The following is an 18001-nucleotide window of genomic DNA, read 5'->3' as shown; positions in this document are numbered from 1 at the left end:
AACAAACACTGAAAAACTCAATCTGTTTATATATGGCTAAAGCTGCCTCTATGAACATCGGAAAATGCCCATAAAAGCAGCAGCTTGCCAACCAGTTGACTCAGCCTTTTACCGCCCCGGCGCTTAAGCCTCCCACGATGTTCTTCTGGAAGAAGAAGAACAGAAGCACCGGCGGGATCAGGGACGCCACACTCATGGCAAACATGGCTCCCCAGTCCGTCATCGATGAAGGATCCGAGAAAAGCTTCAATGCCACGGATACTGTATATTTTTTCGGTGACGTCAGGTAGATCAGGGGACCGAAGAAATCTTCCCATTTCCAGTAGAACTGGAAGATCACCGACGTTGCGATGGACGGACGGATCAGAGGAAGGATCACTCTTGTATAGACTGTAAATTTTCCGGCGCCGTCCAGATATGCCGCCTCGTCCAGTTCCGCAGGGATAGAGCGGATGAACTGCATATGCTGAAAGATGAAAAAGGCAGTTCCGAACCACGTCGGCACGATCAACGGCAGATATGTATCCAGCCATCCCAACTCGTTAAACATGATATACTGCGGGATCATAACGATCTGTCCGGGCAACATCAGGGAGATCAGGACCGTAAAGAAACACAGGTTCTTCCCTTTGAAATTCAGTCTCGCAAACCCGTAAGCCACCAATGGGCATATCACCACAGTTCCCAGTACACACAGCAGTACGACAAAGAATGTATTGCTGAAAAATGTGGAAAATGAGATCCCACCAAAACCGCTCCAACCTTTTACGTAATTTTCTATCTTGAAATCCCATGGGATCAGATTACCCGCATCCACAAATACCTGAGAGCTGTCTTTCAGAGAACTGGAAAGCATCCAGATAATAGGATAGAGGGCTGTCAGCGCAAACAGGATACAGACAAGATGAAACGCCACACTTCCTAATGTTTTCTTCTTTTTCACTATTTCTTCCCTCCACTTTCATAATATACCCAGGCATCCGAACTCTTGAATACAAAAAGGGTAAGGATCAGGACAATCACAAACATAATACACGACAGGGCAGATGCATACCCCATATTAAAGTCTTCAAACCCCTGCTGATATACATACAGCTGATAGAACAGTGTCCGGTTCATCGGTCCGCCATTCGTTACGACCAACCCCTGGGTGAATGTCATAAATCCATTGATCATCTGCATCACCAGATTAAAGAAAATGATCGGTGACAGAAGAGGGAGCGTGATCTTAAAGAAACACTGTATGCTGTTGGCGCCGTCCACTTTCGCAGCCTCATAATAACTGGTGGAAATATTTTTCAGTCCTGCAAGGAAGATCAGCATTGGCGAACCGAACTGCCAGATTGACATCAGGATCAGCGAACCAAGCGCTGTATTCGGATCTGCCACCCAGGAAATATCTGCATTGATCCCGGTAAGTGCCTCGATCAGCGCGTTCACCGCACCGTCACGAGAGAAGAGATTTCTCCACATTACAGAGACAGCCACGCTTCCGCCGATAATGGAGGGGATATAGAAAAGTGTTCTGTAAATCCCTATTCCTCTTCTCTTCTGCTTCAGGAGCACAGCGACCAACAGGGCGGCAATCAGCTTCAGGGGCACAGAGATCAGCGCATAGATAAATGTTACTGTCAGTGAAATAATAAATTTCTCATCCTGCGTAACGATCTCAATATAGTTTTTAAGCCCGGCAAACACCGGAGAAGTGAACATATTATAGTCCGTAAAGGAAAAATAGAGCAGGCAGATAAACGGGATCAGCGTCAGCAGGATAAATCCCAGAAGCCAGGGTGCCACGAAGATATATCCGCCATAAAGCTCAAAAAATCTTTTTTTCTTCATATTTACCTCCAACCACAGCGAAAAATGGGTACAAAATATGCGGGAGCCCGGTATCTCCACCGCCGCTCCCGCATATTTTCCTGTCAGTTCACACTGGCAGCTTCCGCTATTGCATCATATGCCTCTTCGGGAGTCACATCTTTGTACATGATCCTCTCTTCATATTCTTCGATCAGTTTCTGGATATCGGAAGTTCCTGCCATCGCCGGAAGATCATTTGCCGAACTGTACTCCAGCGCCTTATCCACAATATCTGATACCTTCTTTGTTGTTGCATCAAAGCTGGGAGTCATAGCCTCACGGATGTCATCCGCTGCCGGAATTCCTCTCTCGGTCTGCAGGATTTCATTTGCCTCTTCATCATTGAGCAGGAAGTCGATCAGTTTTGCTGCCGCCTCTTTATTTTTCGATGTACTTGCAATAGACAGATGTGCACCTGCCTGAACTATTGTTGCCTTGCTGACGGAAGCTCCCGGTAGTAAAATCATCTGGAGATCTTTGCCCGCCGCTTTCTCATAATTTGGAAACTGATTTGACGGGATGACCCCCACTGCAGATTCTCCTTTGACAAGTGTGCTGTCCTCTGCCCCGTTCTCAGCCATCGTGACATCATACGGTGGAATCCAACCATTCTCTGCCCATTTTAATCTCATTGTATAGAAGTCGACAAACGTTTCTTTGGAAAAACCAATCAGGCTGTCTCCTTCAGAAGCGAACTCCGTTTCGCCCTGCAGTCTGCAGTAATATTTCAGACCATCGCCGGCATGCCGGAAGAAATCCATAGATGCGTATTTTCCTGTAACTTCCTGGATCTTTGCGAGATCAGCCTCCATAGCCTCAAAGGACTCATATCCGTTCTCCGGAATCTCAAGTCCCGCCTGCTCGTAAATCTCCGGGTTCACTACCATAGCCCGGGTATTGATTCCGAAAGGCATACCGTACAGATTGTCTCCTACACTTCCTTCAGCTATCAGATTCTCAGAAATAGATGATGTGTCGATCAGGCCGTCTTCCACATAAGTATCCAGAGGTTCGATCAGACCTCCATCCTGAAACTGCTGCAGTTCTGATGATCCGATATAACTCTGGAACACATCTGGCAGGTTGTCAGACGTGGAAGCGATCGCCAGATTCTCGTAATAAGAATCATAAGGATAAAAGCTTGTCTCTACAACAATGTCCGGATTCTTTTCCATGAACAACTGTACAGCTTCATTTGTCATATCCGCTCTTTCCTGTCCGCCCCACCATGCAAAGCGGATCGTGGTCTTTCCTTCGCTGCTGCTTCCTTCGCTTCCCTCATTCTGCGTGTTTCCGTTTCCGCATCCTGCCAGTAATCCTGCTGCAAGTGTTCCGGCCAGCAGGCATGCCATCAGTCTTTTCTTTTTCATTTCTTCATTCTCCTCTCTTAAGTATCTCTCTCTTAAGTGTCTTTATTGTAGCTCTCTGTATATCAGATAAATATAAATTTTTTTGGGTAAAACCTATCAATTTTTTATGTCCTCTGTTTTTTATACTATTTCTGTCCATTCTCCCGTTTTGACATTCACTCACACGGAAACTGCCTGACTCCCGTAAGGCGCGATGACTACAGAAGTTTCGCGTCCTTCCACACCGATTCTTGTCTCCTGAGGCTGATCCGAATTATTGACTGCCACGAGCATTCTGCTCTCCGGGAAATATGCACATTCCACTGCCGGGTTATCAGGAAGTGAGACTGTCCTTTCATGGATCCCCGAGAGCAGAAGTTCAAGCAGCATCCTGTTATTTTCCGTTCCTTTTCTGAAGTGGGACATATAGATCCCCCGTCCTTTTCCATAACGATTTACAGTGAGAGTGGGGACATTTTCTTCCCGTATCTCCGACTTTTCCGCACGGAGTACTTCCACTTTGTCATGCAGCAGAAAGACTCCTTCCCCTTTCGGGATGCAGGCGTTTTCATATTCACGTTTTTCCTCAACCGGCCATCGCCCGTGGCAGGTTCTCGCTCCTGTATCTTTGTCCACCCCGAGCACTTCTGCCATCCTGAAATAGTTCATATAGCCGGGCACAGCCGACGGCTCATGGATCCCCAGGAACGTGCCGCCATCATATACGAAACGGCTGATCTTTTCCACCACTTCATCGTCTTTCCACCGGTCTCCTCCGCTCCAGGCAGTCCCTGCTGCTCCTGCGTTAATCAGCACATCCACACTGTCCAGGGCTCCGTTCTTAATATCTTCAAATCCCAGGAAGGACACCTGAACCGGGAACCCGGAAAGCGCCTCATTGACATGGATCAGATCATGCATATACGTCTCGTGGAAATGTCCCGACAGACTCCAGGAACGCAGAGCCCCCCAACTGTGCAGAACTGCCACCCTGACAGGACAGGTATATACGTCTCCTTCTTCGTGAAGCAGCACGATTTTTCTGAATTCTTCTGATATCTCCGCAATACAGTCCACAAAATCCGGATAATCCTGAACAAGATGAAGATATCCGCCAAGTCCGATCCGCTCAACCGGCTGGCGGAGCAGAGCCCTGCGGACCGCCACCCAGTAGCGCCTCGCATCTTCCGCCGGCTCGCCGCCTTTTGAAAATGTCGGTTTCCCGCCCAGTCCGACCGGGAACAGATAGGGATGCAGACGGATCTCATGGACCTCTGTTTTCACATTTGCACAGAGGCGTACTTCATAGCCGGAAAAGACACATTTGATCATTCCGTCAAAACCAAATTCCGGAAAAAGACTGCTGTACGGCTCCGTCCCCACCCAGCTGTCATCATAGAAGACATATGCCTTTTTCCCGTATGATTTGACCATATCCACAAGCTTTTTCCCGAACTCCACCACAAAACGGTTGGTAAATCCGATATAATCCAACAGTTTCTTTGTCGGAGGCATATGAGTCACGTGAAGTCTGCCCTGATTGATAAAGTCCTCTGACGTCAGCGCATATCCGCACTCTCTTTCAAAATCATCCAGCGCCTGGGGACTTACCGTAAAATCATAGGACGCCCAGTCCGTATAGAGATTCCGGTTCTTTTCACTGCTTCCCCAGATCCAGACAAAATTGTAAAACATCGAAGTAAACCGGACAACCGTAGTATCCGGGTGCTCTCTGCACCATTGCTCCAGCCACTGGTACAGATATGCCTGCGCTTCTTCTGATCTGGGATCCACAGGCATGAGATGCTCTTTGTCCCAGTTATTTGTCACATGATTGTACATGGAGATCTCTTCCCAGATCCTGTAAGCCATAAAATTCACCGTATACTGGTGAAACGGCACGGTATTCTTTACAGTGACCGTCTTTTCTTCCCCGTCATACTTCCAATTTTCTGCGGGAACCTCCTCATTTACCGTGCGGTCAAATACCTGCCAGTATTTTCGTGACTCGCTACTCTCATTGACACGGAACTGTTCCGTATAATAGCCGTCCAGCAGAGGAATCACTGCCAGATCAGATAATGCCGTAACCGGCTTTGAGATCAGAAAAGTCTGCTGAAGCTTATCCGGATGTTTCCTCGCCCATTCATTGTGATCCCGGATCATGCAGACAGTCGAATAGATCCCGTATCCTGCCTGAATAATCTCATCGGAGAGCGTTGTCCCGTCACTGTCTCGGATCACATCTGCTCCCCATTTTTCTGCCAGTTCAAGAGTCAGTTTCTCATACCCGGACTCCCCGGGCATGGTAAATCCTATCTTACTGTTCATCTTCTGATATTCCCTTTCCCTTTTACAATACATTTTATCGTTCCCGGTTTCATCCCTGCTGCCCATGCAGATATCTGGAAGCCTCCGCTCTCTCCGGCTTCCACGAGGACAGATGCCTGTCCGTGATACAGATGGATCCGATCTTCGTCACAGGGTTCACTGCTCATCAGGTTTCCGCTGTCAACTGCAAGTATCCTGCCATTCCCTTCCAGGCAGAATCTTACCAGAGAACTGTCTCTGAAACATGGGATTCCGGCTTCATCGCAGGCCCTCACTGTAAGCATCCGCTGTTCTCCTGCAGAGATCTCCACACATTCCGCTTCATCAAATGTGATCTGTACCGGATACGAGGGAGTTGTGACCGTTCTTCTGCACACTTCTTTTCCTCCGTCATATCCTATCACAGTCACTGTTCCGGGAACATACGGGATATATCCTGTGAGCATCCGGTCATGGCACTGTGCAGGCACCGGAATGAAATACTCTTTGTCGTTGACGAACAGACGTACCTTTTCACAGTTACTGGCGATCATATAAGGGATGACCGTTCTGTGAAACTGCGGGAAATGCCAGTGTTCTGCATACATGGGGATATCCCAGTGTTCCTTGGTCCCCTCATCAGCCAGGCTGTAATCCATAACAGCAAAATATACCATCGGTTCCTTACTCCAGTAGCTCTGCATCAGATAATAAGAAGGGCGTTTATCTCCGTTAGTACGGATCAGCGCCCCGCTCCACCCCTTTGACGGATAGCCCATAGATTCCCCCAGATAGTCATATCCGGTCCAGATACAGCTTCCGATCACATAATCTATGTTTTCCGGTACAAGAGACGGGTTTTCACAGATAAAATTCTGGATCTGATTCTCATGTCCTTTGAAAAACTGGTACACTTCCGTCCCAAGGATCAGTTTTTCCGGCATCCTTTCGTGAATCTTCTCATACCACTGTTCCTGGTAATTGCAGGAAATGATGTCCACGATCTCACCGATCGCCGCGATCCGCTCAATTCGTTCCTCCATATCATAGATCTCTGTATCATCTGCCTCATCCACAAAATTCTGAATATCCTCGATCTTCGAGACGTCAATATCACTTTCCCTCTTAAAATGAGGATTCATGGCATATGTCACCGGTCTTGTACCATCCAGACTCACAACATGTTCTTTCAGCATCTTCAGAATGCTCAGCATGGATGGCTGAGCCTGGTTCTCCACTTCATTTCCAACTCCCCAGATGAAAATGCAGGCCCTGTTTCTGTCCCGTTCCACCATGCAGGTCAGATCTTTTTTCCACTCTGTTTCAAAATATCTTCCGTACAGCCCTCCGGTCCATTTATCAAAGCATTCTTCATAGACATAGAATCCCATCTCATCACAAAGGTCGAGAAATTCTTCCGCGTAAATATGGTGGGCTGTACGGATGCAGTTACACCCCATCGCTTTAAGCGTCCGGAGTCTTTCCCTCCATAACTCCTGTACCACCGCAATTCCCCTGCATCCCACATCCTGATGGAGACAAACGCCTTTTAACTTGACCGGACTGCCATTGACATACATTCCCCGGCCCGGTACAAAAGAAAATTCCCGGATTCCGATCTTCATCCTGATCTGGTCCGTACTCCTGCCATTGTCCAGCAGTTCCAGAGTAAGGTCATAGAGCGCAGGATTTTCCGCCGACCACAGTTCAGCCTGAGGGATCGATATACGCAGCGTTTTTCCCTTCCCATCTGTCTGCCAGATCTTATCCTTTCTGCAGACAGTAAGGCGGACCCTTTCATCTGTTCCCGGTTCTACGGTGATCACTCCATCCGCCCCTTCCCGTGCTGTCTGAATGATCACCTTCCGTTCATCCAGATGTTTCTCCTCCAGTTCCAGCCACTTCACGGTTCGGTAGATCCCCGCTCCACTATACCAGCGGTCCACCGGTCTGGCTGTATTGTCCGCCCTTACAAGGATCTCATTGTCCCCCGCTCTCACGAGATCTGTGATATCCAGGCGGAACGGGCTGTATCCGTATTTTCTTCCTCCGGCTTCTGTTCCATTGACCCACACAGTACTGTTCTCATAGACTCCGCCAAAATCCAGGTAATACCGGTATCCATTCTTTTTTTCCGGCAGGAAATGATTTTTTCTGTACCAGCCTACTCCCCAGCGTTTACGGAAGCCCTGAGCTTCCCCCTGTTCCATATCCTTCTGGAACGGAGCGGTAACAGCCCAGTCGTGGGGAAGATCAATCTTTTTAAAGATTTTTTCACCGTTTTCTTCCAGGGCAAACTCCCAGTTTTTCATGATTTTTATCTCTGTTCTCGGCATTATCTTTTCTCCTTTTATTCCTCAAAATCTTTCAGCCAGTTTTCCACCAGATCCGGCCAGATCTGCACAGACGGTTCCTCTTTTCTCTGGGCATGCTGTCCACATTCCTTAAGCGCTGTCAGGATATCACTTCCCCTGGGAAGAGAATTCAACTTCTCAAGCGGTTCCGGCAGTGCGATCCCATGCTCAATACAGTAAGAGACATATGCCGCCTGCTGTTCCATGGTATAGTCTCCTCCGACCTTTCTTGAAACCCATTGTTTATCCGCCAGTGACAGTCCGTGTATCCCCCTTCGGAATACATGATGCTCAAAGGGGACCTCTGCCTTTCTGCACGCTTCTGCGAACAGATAACTGTTTTCAACAGGTACAGCAGCATCTTCAGCAGTCTGCCAGAGAAACACCGGAGGCATGTCCCCTGTTACCTGCTTTTCCAGAGACATATACTCTAGTTCTTCTTTGGAAGCATCTTCCCCAAGCAGCGCTGTAAAAGAGTCTCTGTGCGCATATTTTCCTGAGGTGATCACCGGATATGCAAGCACCACATAATCCGGACGGTTCGATATCCCTGCATACTCACCGCCGATTTTTACCCTTTCATCTGCATAGTGTACCGCCAGACTGCCACACAGATGTCCTCCCGCTGAGAAGCCACATATTGTCAGATTTTTTCCATCCACCTGAAGCTCCTTTTCATTCTTGCGGATCCACACAAGTGCTTTTGACAGATCCCTCAACGGCTGAAATCCCAGAGGCCGAGGCCCCGGCATGCAGGTCGTATATGTCAGCACAAATGTCTGGAATCCCTTTTCATAAAATTTTTTTGCCACGATCTCGCCTTCGGCCGGGGAAACCAGCCGATATCCCCCGCCAGGCACAACGGCAAATCCTGGTCTTATCCCGCCATCTTCGTGCAGATACGCGGTCAATGTCGGAACAAACTCTCCGACTACAGGGTAAGTAAACTCTTCCTTTTTCCACAGTTTGATCGTTTTCATCTCCATGGCTTATCCTCCCTCGTACAGTATCTAACTAGATATTAGCGAATATCTTTTACTGAAAATAGCAATTTTCTTGGATGAAACAGGGAGAATTTTTGCATAAAAAAGAAAGCCCTATCAGGCTTTCCTTTTTATGCTTTCTCTTATTCCACACTCTTCAGCGATTCCACCATATTGATCGCCTTCAGCTTAAAGTACATCACCCCGTTTACAAAGCACGAGAAAGCTATCGTAATCAAAAATCCATACACATAACTGATCGGATTAATGTTCCTTCCGAACATCACCGACTCGATCTCCACCGTAGCAATAACAAACCGGTGAAGAATGATTCCAAGCACAATTCCAAAGAGCGCGCCGACCAGTGTCAGGATTATATTTTCCCGGTATACGTAAGCGCATACCTCGCTGTTGTAAAAGCCCAGAACTTTCAGCGTGGCAAGCTCCCGCTTCCTCTCCGTGATACTGATGTTGTTCAGGTTGTAGAGCACTACAAATGCAAGAGCGCCTGCCGAGAGGATCAGCACAACAATAACGATATCCAGCGCGCTCAGCATGTCCTCCACCTGCTGTTCCAGATCGGTGGTGTAGCTTACGCTCAGGGCGCCGGGAAGTTTCAGTATTTCTTCTCCGACTGCATCCGCCTCATCCGTCGTGTGATCCGGCGTCTCATAGTAAACGCAGTTTGCCTCAGGCGCTTCCCCGTAAAGCTTTTCATAAAGAACCGGCGTCATGTAAAGATAATGCCCCATATAGTTCTCACAGATAATCTCCACCGTTACGGTCATATCGCCTTTCTCTTCGTCGCGGATCGTGATCTCATCGCCCACTTCCACGTCGAGTTCTTTCGCCATCTTCTCCGTGAGTGCCGCGCCGCTGTCAGAGAGGGAATATTCCTCATGGGACACTCTGTCGCGGAGCACGACGAACTCAGGGAAGGAATCTGTTTCCTCCGGAACGTTGAGATATACATCGTGCCACTCGCCGTCATTTCCCACGGTAATCTGGGTCAGCAGGCTCTCCGCCGCTGCCGTCACACGGCTGTCTGAGGACAGCACTTCGTATACTTCCTCTTTTTCCTCCTCCGAAGCGTCCTCGTCCAGGATCACATTGCCGTCGTAGAGCTGGATCTGCTCATACTGGAGAACCGCTATGGCGAAGATGGAATCCCGCAGTCCGAAGCCCACCAGAAGGAGGGCCATACAGCCGCCGATTCCGAATATTGTCATGAAAAACCGTTTCTTATATCTCACAATATTGCGAACGGTAGCCTTCCAGGAGAAGTTCAGCCTCCTCCAGATAAAGGGGATTCTCTCCAGGAAAACTCTCTGTCCCTGTTTCGGTGCGGGCGGACGCATCAGTTCCGCCGCCTGTTCTCTCAGGTCTCTGTAACAGGAAAAGAAGGTGGCAATCAGCGTACATGCCAGTGCAGTGATTCCCGCCATTGCGCCGTAAAGCATATTATAAGGCACCCGGATCTCATGCATATGTTCATACATAATGCCATATGCCGTGATAATAATATACGGCAGGGACTTTTCTCCCAGCAGCACGCCCACAACCGCTCCGGTCACCGTAGCCAGGCAGGCGTATCCGAGATATTTCGCCGCAATGGAATGTCTCTCATATCCGAGGGCTTTCAGTGTACCGATCTGTGTTCTCTGCTCCTCCACCATACGGGTCATGGTAGTGAGGCTGATCAGCGCGGCTACAAGGAAGAACAGCACCGGGAACACCTCTCCGATGGCGCGCATCCGGTCCGCGTTATCCCCGTATCCGGAATGTTCCGGAAGGTTATCCCGGTCATATACATACCAGACCGGCTCGGACAGATCTGCAATCTCTGCCTCCGCATCCGCGAGTTCCTTCTTCGCATCCTCGATCTGCTGTTCGCCGTCAGCGATCTCATCCTGTGCTTCCCGCTCGCCTTCATAGTAATCTGCCCATCCGTCATCGATCTCCTGCTGCGCTGTGACAAGCTCTGCCTCCGCATCCGCAAGCTGCTGCTCCCCGTCTGCGATCTGCTGCCATCCGCTGTTGATCTGTTCCTGACCGGACTGGATCTGCGCCTTTGCCGCGTCGATCTGCGCCTGTGCCTGAGCGATCCGGGCATCCCCCTGGGTAATCTGTGTATAGAGTTCATTCATCACCGCCAGAGTCGCCTCGTCGGTCTGTCCGGAGGCAGCCAGGGCGTTGTACTGTTCCTTCGCCTCATTGAGCGTATCAATCTGCTCGTTTAATGTGTCAATCTGACTATTCAGCTCCTCCGCCGCCTGATCAAGCTGCGTCTGCCTGTCTGTCAGCTCCTGCCGGGAAGACTGGATCTTTGCCCGGTTGTCTGCCACCTGCTGCCTGCCGCTTTCCAGCTCTGCCTCCGCATCCTCAAGCTGTGCCCTTGCATCAGCAAGTTCTGCCTCGGCTTCCGCCTTTCCGTCCGCAAGCTCCGCTTCCGCATCGGCAAGTTCCTGACGGGCATCCTCAAGTTCACTGTCCGCCTCATCCATGAGCTCATCATAGCGCGCCTGTTCCCGCTCTGCGCTGATATCTTCCACCCGGGTCAGGACTTCCCCGATCCGCTGGTCATATTCATCGGTAAACTCCGTCAGCGCCTTCGCGCCTTCCACCTGAGCGTAAATCTCCGTGTAGACGTCCATGCAGAAGCTTTCCTCCGGCACGCAGATAAAGGCACTCAGACTTCCGGTTCCGATGGTGGTGCTTCCCCTGCTGAAAGCAATATAGCAGGGACTGCTCACCGAACCTACAATCGTAAATGTGTCCGTCTTCAGCGAATCTGTGACCGGATCATCGGTACCGCTTGAGAAGGTGATCGTATCTCCGATCTCCAATGAGCTCCCGTTCAGATAATCCACATCGACAACGCACTCATCCTCCGCTTCCGGAAGTCTTCCCTCTTCCAGCTGCACCTGGTTCATGGTCGGCAGAAGAGACATCACATGGACCGCTGCCTGGTTGTCCCCTTCCGTACAGAGGACATCCAGCGAGTATCCCCCTTCCGCCTTCTCAATCCCGTCCACCGCTTCCACCGCGGCGATATCGTCATCCGTAAGTCCCATGGTACTGATGACTTCAATATCCATCAGATTCTTACTGTCAAAATATGCATCCCCGGAATACCTCATATCCGGCTCCGACGAACGGATGCCGGAAAAGAAAGCACATCCGATGGCAACGATAAAAAATATGGACAGGAACCGGCCGAGACTGCGCCGGATTTCCATAAAAAAGTCTTTTCTCAACGCCTTCTTCTTCATCCCAATTCCCCTACCATTCTATCTCGTCGATCGACATCGGATTCTCGTTCAGCTCCATCTTTGACACCTGGCCGTTCTTGATATGTATCAGCCTGTCCGCCATAGGCGCAAGCGCCTGGTTATGCGTGATCACGATCACCGTCATGCCCCGCTCCCTGCACATATTCTGCAGGAGCTTGAGGATGGCTTTTCCCGTATTGTAATCCAGGGCACCGGTGGGCTCGTCGCAGAGCAGAAGCTTGGGATTCTTTGCAAGCGCCCTTGCGATAGAAACTCTCTGCTGCTCCCCGCCCGAGAGCTGTGCCGGAAAATTGTCCAGACGGTCTCCCAGCCCGACCTCCTCCAGGACTTCCTTCGCGTCGAGTGGTTCCTTACAGATCTGGAGAGCCAGCTCCACATTTTCAAGCGCGGTCAGATTCGGAACCAGGTTATAGAACTGAAAGACAAAACCAATGTCCTCCCTCCGGTATCCGGTCAGTTTCTTTGCATTGTAGGCGGTAATGTCCTCCCCGTCCACAATCAGTTTCCCGCTTGTTGCTGTATCCATGCCGCCCAGGATATTAAGCACTGTCGTCTTTCCCGCGCCGCTTGGGCCCACGATCACGACAAACTCGCCCTTCTTTATGGAAAAATTAATATTGTCAGCCGCCCGGATCTCCACCTCGCCCATTTTGTAAACCTTGGTGATATTTTCTAACTTTACAAAATCTTCCATATGCAGTTTTCTCCTGAGTTTTATTAAGCGGAGCGGATATCCTGTGTATCCGCTCCGTCCGTTATTTGTTTAATTATAACATAATATCGGGGAATTTTGAGATGTTTCGAAAAATTTCAGATTTATTTCATAATATCAGTTCCGGTTCAGCTTTACGGCAAAACGGAACAGTACCAGGCCGATCAGGAACATGACGGAAAGCGCGCTAACCGCAATGTTGATCTGACCCGTGAGCTGGCTTAACACGGAGACGAGTGCAGTTCCGATCACCGACGCCCCTTTTCCGCAGATATCATAGATACCGAAGTACTCTCCGGATTTCTCCGCAGGAATAATTTTCGCAAAGTAGGATCTGGAAAGCGCCTGAACGGTTCCCTGGAACAGGCCCACCATCACCGCCAGGATCCAGAAATCAAGCTGGGAGTCCAGCCAGTATGCATAGACGGCAATACAGAAATATCCTGCGATGCAGATTGTTATAATCGTCTCCGGTCCGATCTTCTTCACAAACCTGCTGAAGATCAGAACTGCCGGGAACGCAACGATCTGGGTCACAAGCAGCGCCAGGAGAAGTCCTGTGCTGTCAAGCCCCAGCGCCTGACCGTAGGCAGTCGCCATGTCGATCACCGTATACACTCCGTCAATGTAGAAGAAAAATGCCAGAAGGAAAACAAAGATATGCTTCTCTTTGACCACTTCCATCAGGGTATGTCCCAGGCGCTTGAAGCTGGTACTGATCACATGCTCTCCCGCATCCGCAAAATACTTCTGCTGGTAGCTTTTCAGCAGCGGAACGGAAGTACACAGCCACCAGAGCGCCGTAATCAGAAATGCAAGGATCATGGTCGTCTGCATCCCCAGGCCAAAGTTTCCACCGCCCAGCACAATCACCAGACTGATCACAAAGGGAATACAGCTTCCGATATATCCCCAGGCATAACCGTGGGACGATACCTTGTCCATCCGGTCCGGTTCGGTCACGTCCGTGAGCATGGAATCATAGAATACAAGGCTTGCGGAATAGCCGGTCTTTGCCAGGACAAACACGACGAGGAACCACAGCCAGGAGGAGAGGAAGCCCAGTACAATACATCCCACAACGCCCACTCCCATGGAAGCCGCAAAGATAATCTTCTTAAAGTTCTTCGTGTCCGCGACCGCACCCAGGGTCGGTCCCAGAATCGCCACGATCAATGTACATACGGATGTGGCATAGCCCCAGTACGCAAGATAATCTACATCCGAGATTCCCGCATTTCCGGCAAGATAGTTAAAATAGATCGGGAAAATGGTGGACACCATCAGCGTAAACGCCGAATTTCCCACATCATAAAGCACCCAGTTCTTTTCCAGTGGTGTCAGTTTAAACTTCATTGTCATACTCTCTCTTTCTTTTTTTGATTTTACGCATGTGCAGAGCCGCCGCAGCCGCATGCCGCAGAGCCGCACTTACAGCGTCAGCTTCTCCCAGTTCTCCCCCGCGCCGAAAGTCTCATGGAACCGTTTCGGCAGTTCTCCGTTATTGAAAAGCTTCTTCTGATACTGGATGATCAGCCCTGCCGCCAGAGGCACGGCGCCCGCGAACTGCCTTTTCAGGAGCTGGCAGTAGTCCCTGCACGCCGGGTTGGGTTCCAGGCTCATCACCATCCCGTGCATGGAGTCGTAGATCTTCGCCAGTCTCATCACCGTGAAGATCAGATTCCGTTTCGCGGGGCCAGGCGCCAGCAGCACCTTATGGCAAAGGATCATCCACTTCATGCACTTTTCCACAAGTTCCGGCGTGAGATCGCTGTAAAACGGAGCAATCACCTCGCCGTTCTTCAGGCTGGGATGGATATGTTTTGTCGCAAGATACCTCACCGGGTTGATGTAATCTTCCTTCAGCAGGAGCCGGTCGAACTCCATCTCGATCTCCGAATGGCTGATGCCGCTGACCTGGATCATCTTCTCCACATAAGGATGGCATTCACTGTCCAGGGCAAAGTGGCAGATCACTCCGTAGATATAGGCTCTGGCAGCCGCCGGGTCCTCCGCCTTTGCGATAACCTCTGCAGCGTGGTTGAAAAACACATCCGCCATCTCGTCATGCAGCGCATATCCCTGGCTGTTCACCGGATTCTTTGACAGTGGTTTATAGTAAAAAAGAAGATCCGGACCATGAAGTCCCACGTCAAACAGTTCTCTGTTGTTTTCGATTGCATTCTGCAGCGGCCTCGGCAGTGCGCTCATAACTTCTTTTCCAAACTTGTAATGTGCATATGTTGTCGGCATGTACAAATCCCCTTTTCTGTATAAAATCATCCTGCCCGGATTGCGCGGGTTCGCAGCGCAGGAACCTCACCGCGGCATCCGGACACTATGATATTATATTATCACATATCTTACGTAAAGAAACCATTATATCTATGAAATTTTTCTGTAAAATGTAAACTCTTTTCCCTTGACTTTTTTCAGTCCTGCACCTATTATAAATATGTGTGAAAACACACTGTCTTTTCGGATACACTGTTTGTGTATTCTGTTTTTACGGGCTTGTACTGGTTTCGACAGGGATCTTGAAGATGGAGAAGCTATCCGCAGGCTGATGCGTCAAATCGCAAACTTAAAATTAAACGCTAACGACAATTACGAATTAGCTGCAGCCTAATTGCTGCATGTCAGCCCCGGGGCACTCACACTTCGGGAATCTGGCATCAAACATGTGAGAAACGATGACGGCAAAGCTTTGAGCCGTCAGGCGTATCATGAAGCTACTGAACCCGTGAGGATGTTCGTTTCCGCACGGCAGAGGGAATGAAAAAGAACGGACTATGATAGTAGAAGTACATGGGATAGGTTTTTGGACGCGGGTTCGATTCCCGCCAGGTCCACTTGGCCGCGAAGCGGCGAACACTTTGCGGCCGGCCGCAGACGGAAACATAGCTCAGCTGGGAGAGCGCTCGCCTGACTAGCGGGAGGTCATGGGTTCGAGCCCCGTTGTTTCCACTGATAAAAAGGACTCTGCACATGCGTCATAGTCCTTTTTTGCTGTCTTCCTTTATTCCTGCTCCTGCAGGATCTCGCATCTTCCCTTTCCGTTCCGCTTGATCCCGTAGAGAATCCGGTCTGCCATCTTGTAGAGTTCGGAGAAGGTTCTCTCCTGTGTCCCGTATATGCCGCCTATGGAAACTGATGTGGACACAAGGGGATATCTGCGCCCTGCCTCTTCTTCATAACTCCGGATTATTCTCTCTGCAATCTCGGATACAGCCTCCGGGCTGTGGCAGGGCTGCGCAAACAGAGCGAACTCGTCGCCGCCCAGCCGTATGACAAAGTCCGAAGCCCGGAACGAACGTTTCAGAAGCCCGCCCATAAACCGGAGCATTATATCGCCTTCATTATGTCCGTACAGATCATTTACATTCTTAAAATTATCCAGATCAAACATGAGGAATATGTAGGGCACATCCTTCTGCATATGGCGTGAGATCAGAATCTCGCCGCCTTTTCTGTTGAACACACCTGTGAGATAATCTTTCTCCGCTTCTTCCATAAGACGGTCTCTCATTTTCCTGCTGTCTGAAATATCTACGAGGACACTGATAATAACCTGACGGCCGTCTTCCATGGTAAGCTTTCGCCCCACATCGTGAACCCAGAGAAAGGATCCGTCCTTTCTTATAATCCTGTACTCTACAGCCAGCTGCTTTTCCCACTTTACCCTGGCTGACAGAAGTGCCTGGACGATATCGCGGTCCGCCGCGCAAACCGCATTGAGCATCATTCCCCCTGTCCTCTCAACAAACTCGTCGTAAGTATATCCCAGCATCTGAAGCATCGTGTCGTTGATGACATAAAGAGGGAAACCCTTTTCTATATATATCCCTATGATTCCGCCCGGCATCATACGGCAGAGGAGTTCGATCAGCTCATACTGCGCTGCCTCGCTCATTTTTCCTCTCATTCCTTCATTATCCATCTGACTCGTCCTTCCCGCCCGGCTTCCTATTTCTTCAACAGCCGGGCTTTTCTAATATTTCTGATAATCAAAGAGCTTTGTCAGTTTTCCGTCAAAGAGTTCCGTCAGCTCTGGTAGAGGCGGCGAAGCGGCTTTTCCGCCGAGAAGAAACACTCCAGCAGCCTCGGATTGAAAGCCCCGCACTCTCCGTCTCTTATCATGCGGAGGGCCTCTCCCGCCTCAATGGCGCCTTTATAAACCCGCCTGCTCACAAGAGCGTCATACACATCCGCCAGGGATACGATCTGTGCCCACAGAGAGATCTCATCCCCTTTCAGTCCGTCCGGATATCCTCTTCCGTCCCACCGCTCATGGTGGTGTTTTGCGATGTCATAGGCGTACTGGAACATCCGGTTGTCCATGATATGGGGGATCTTCTTCAGGAGCTCCGCTCCCTGCGTCGTATGCGTTTTCATCACTTCAAACTCCTCTGCCGTCAGGCGCCCCGGTTTGTTCAGGATCGCATCCGGAATCGCGATTTTCCCCACGTCATGCATGACGGCAGCCATTGCGATCTCGCGGATATTTTCCTCGTCAAGCCCTTCTCCCAGAGGAGTATTTCTCAGAAGATATCCCGTAATGTCCCGGATCCGATGGACATGGTCTCCCGACTCGCCGCTCCGGAACTCGATTGCAGTCGCAAGGGATTCCACCATATCCATGTTGAGCTGAATGATCTTGCGTGCCTGGGAAAGGAGCTCCGCCTGCTGCTCCTCCACCTTGCTGCTGAGTCTCTGCCTTGCACGGTACAATTCAATAACCGAATCGATTCGACGTCTGACCACGTAGGGGACGACCGGTTTACGGATTACGTCCATCACTCCGAGTTCATACGCATCCTTCAGGATACTGTCATCTGCCTCCGCTGTAATGAGAAAGACCGGGATCTCATTCTGCAGGCTTTTCTCATTGATTTTCCTCAGGACTTCCATTCCGTCCATCACCGGCATGACCACATCGAGAAGAACCGCACATATGCTGTCTCTGTTTTCATCAAGGATCTGCAGCCCTTCCTTTCCGTTTTCTGCCTCAGTCACCCGGTAACCTGAGAGAAATATATTCTCCAGGATCGCCCGGTTGATTTCATCATCGTCTATGATAAGAATCGTATTCTGCATCTTGCTTTCACTCTCGTCTGCCCTACGGTTTCCTGTCATT

At 49.9% G+C, this 18001-nt stretch carries 12 protein-coding genes, 1 tRNA gene and 1 other RNA gene; 2 read left to right on the top strand and 12 right to left on the bottom strand.

All coding sequences use genetic code 11. The features are described from left to right. Window positions 1-100: 100 nt before the first annotated feature. From B5F07_RS02195 to B5F07_RS02150, 10 genes are all read right to left on the bottom strand, one after another. Window positions 101-943: a carbohydrate ABC transporter permease gene (locus tag B5F07_RS02195; protein WP_087159642.1), complete on the bottom strand. Its 843-nt coding sequence runs from the start codon at window positions 941-943 to the stop codon at window positions 101-103. Next, entirely contained in the window at window positions 943-1842 is a 900-nt protein-coding gene (locus B5F07_RS02190; RefSeq protein ID WP_087159641.1) for a carbohydrate ABC transporter permease, read from the bottom strand. The genes B5F07_RS02195 and B5F07_RS02190 overlap by 1 nt, the downstream gene beginning before the upstream one ends. A gap of 83 nt (window positions 1843-1925) precedes the next feature. After that, window positions 1926-3233 (bottom strand): ABC transporter substrate-binding protein, encoded by a 1308-nt coding sequence (locus B5F07_RS02185; protein ID WP_087159640.1) that lies wholly within the window; start codon window positions 3231-3233, stop codon window positions 1926-1928. Between the two features lie 159 nt (window positions 3234-3392). Beyond that, a complete protein-coding gene (gene gnpA / locus B5F07_RS02180; protein WP_087159775.1) occupies window positions 3393-5543 on the bottom strand; it encodes a 1,3-beta-galactosyl-N-acetylhexosamine phosphorylase in 2151 nt (716 codons plus the stop codon). Continuing rightward, window positions 5540-7858 carry a glycoside hydrolase family 2 protein gene (locus B5F07_RS02175; protein WP_087159639.1) on the bottom strand — a complete coding sequence of 773 codons (2319 nt, stop codon included), beginning with the start codon at window positions 7856-7858 and terminating at the stop codon, window positions 5540-5542. The genes gnpA and B5F07_RS02175 overlap by 4 nt, the downstream gene beginning before the upstream one ends. Before the next feature lie 14 nt (window positions 7859-7872). Further along, window positions 7873-8862 carry an alpha/beta hydrolase gene (locus B5F07_RS02170; protein WP_087159638.1) on the bottom strand — a complete coding sequence of 330 codons (990 nt, stop codon included), beginning with the start codon at window positions 8860-8862 and terminating at the stop codon, window positions 7873-7875. A 140-nt stretch (window positions 8863-9002) separates the two neighbouring features. Further along, window positions 9003-12131 carry an ABC transporter permease gene (locus tag B5F07_RS02165; RefSeq protein ID WP_087159637.1) on the bottom strand — a complete coding sequence of 1043 codons (3129 nt, stop codon included), beginning with the start codon at window positions 12129-12131 and terminating at the stop codon, window positions 9003-9005. A gap of 10 nt (window positions 12132-12141) precedes the next feature. Then, window positions 12142-12846: an ABC transporter ATP-binding protein gene (locus B5F07_RS02160; RefSeq protein WP_087159636.1), complete on the bottom strand. Its 705-nt coding sequence runs from the start codon at window positions 12844-12846 to the stop codon at window positions 12142-12144. Window positions 12847-12981: 135 nt separating this feature from the next. Then, a complete protein-coding gene (locus B5F07_RS02155) occupies window positions 12982-14220 on the bottom strand; it encodes an MFS transporter (protein ID WP_087159774.1) in 1239 nt (412 codons plus the stop codon). 75 nt (window positions 14221-14295) lie between these two features. Then, window positions 14296-15117, bottom strand: a complete 822-nt coding sequence (locus B5F07_RS02150) for a zinc dependent phospholipase C family protein (RefSeq protein ID WP_087159635.1) — start codon at window positions 15115-15117, stop codon at window positions 14296-14298. Window positions 15118-15374: 257 nt separating this feature from the next. Between B5F07_RS02150 and ssrA the strand changes: the two genes are divergently transcribed. Both ssrA and B5F07_RS02140 read left to right on the top strand, forming a co-directional pair. Beyond that, window positions 15375-15719, top strand: a transfer-messenger RNA (tmRNA) gene (ssrA, locus tag B5F07_RS02145). A gap of 39 nt (window positions 15720-15758) precedes the next feature. After that, a tRNA-Val gene (locus B5F07_RS02140) sits at window positions 15759-15831 on the top strand. Between the two features lie 52 nt (window positions 15832-15883). On the opposite strand, the gene B5F07_RS02135 is transcribed toward B5F07_RS02140, so the two are convergent. Further along, window positions 15884-16804: a GGDEF domain-containing protein gene (locus B5F07_RS02135; RefSeq protein ID WP_087159634.1), complete on the bottom strand. Its 921-nt coding sequence runs from the start codon at window positions 16802-16804 to the stop codon at window positions 15884-15886. Window positions 16805-16908: 104 nt separating this feature from the next. Then, complete coding sequence (locus B5F07_RS02130; RefSeq protein ID WP_087159633.1) at window positions 16909-18000, bottom strand: HD domain-containing phosphohydrolase; 1092 nt, start codon at window positions 17998-18000, stop codon at window positions 16909-16911. Window position 18001: the final 1 nt, after the last annotated feature.

Origin of the sequence: Lachnoclostridium sp. An169 (assembly GCF_002160525.1) — a bacterium.
Classification (GTDB): Bacteria; Bacillota; Clostridia; order Lachnospirales; family Lachnospiraceae; genus Mediterraneibacter; species Mediterraneibacter cottocaccae.
This window is presented reverse-complemented; position numbering and strand designations above follow the sequence as displayed.

Coding starts and splice junctions, on each gene's coding strand:
- B5F07_RS02130 (WP_087159633.1), bottom strand. CDS start 18,000: ATGACAGGAAACCGTAGGGCAGACGAGAGTGAAAGCAAGATGCAGAAT.
- B5F07_RS02175 (WP_087159639.1), bottom strand. CDS start 7,858: ATGCCGAGAACAGAGATAAAAATCATGAAAAACTGGGAGTTTGCCCTG.
- B5F07_RS02165 (WP_087159637.1), bottom strand. CDS start 12,131: ATGAAGAAGAAGGCGTTGAGAAAAGACTTTTTTATGGAAATCCGGCGC.
- B5F07_RS02160 (WP_087159636.1), bottom strand. CDS start 12,846: ATGGAAGATTTTGTAAAGTTAGAAAATATCACCAAGGTTTACAAAATG.
- B5F07_RS02185 (WP_087159640.1), bottom strand. CDS start 3,233: ATGAAAAAGAAAAGACTGATGGCATGCCTGCTGGCCGGAACACTTGCA.
- B5F07_RS02155 (WP_087159774.1), bottom strand. CDS start 14,220: ATGAAGTTTAAACTGACACCACTGGAAAAGAACTGGGTGCTTTATGAT.
- B5F07_RS02135 (WP_087159634.1), bottom strand. CDS start 16,804: ATGGATAATGAAGGAATGAGAGGAAAAATGAGCGAGGCAGCGCAGTAT.
- gnpA (WP_087159775.1), bottom strand. CDS start 5,543: ATGAACAGTAAGATAGGATTTACCATGCCCGGGGAGTCCGGGTATGAG.
- B5F07_RS02170 (WP_087159638.1), bottom strand. CDS start 8,862: ATGGAGATGAAAACGATCAAACTGTGGAAAAAGGAAGAGTTTACTTAC.
- B5F07_RS02150 (WP_087159635.1), bottom strand. CDS start 15,117: ATGCCGACAACATATGCACATTACAAGTTTGGAAAAGAAGTTATGAGC.
- B5F07_RS02190 (WP_087159641.1), bottom strand. CDS start 1,842: ATGAAGAAAAAAAGATTTTTTGAGCTTTATGGCGGATATATCTTCGTG.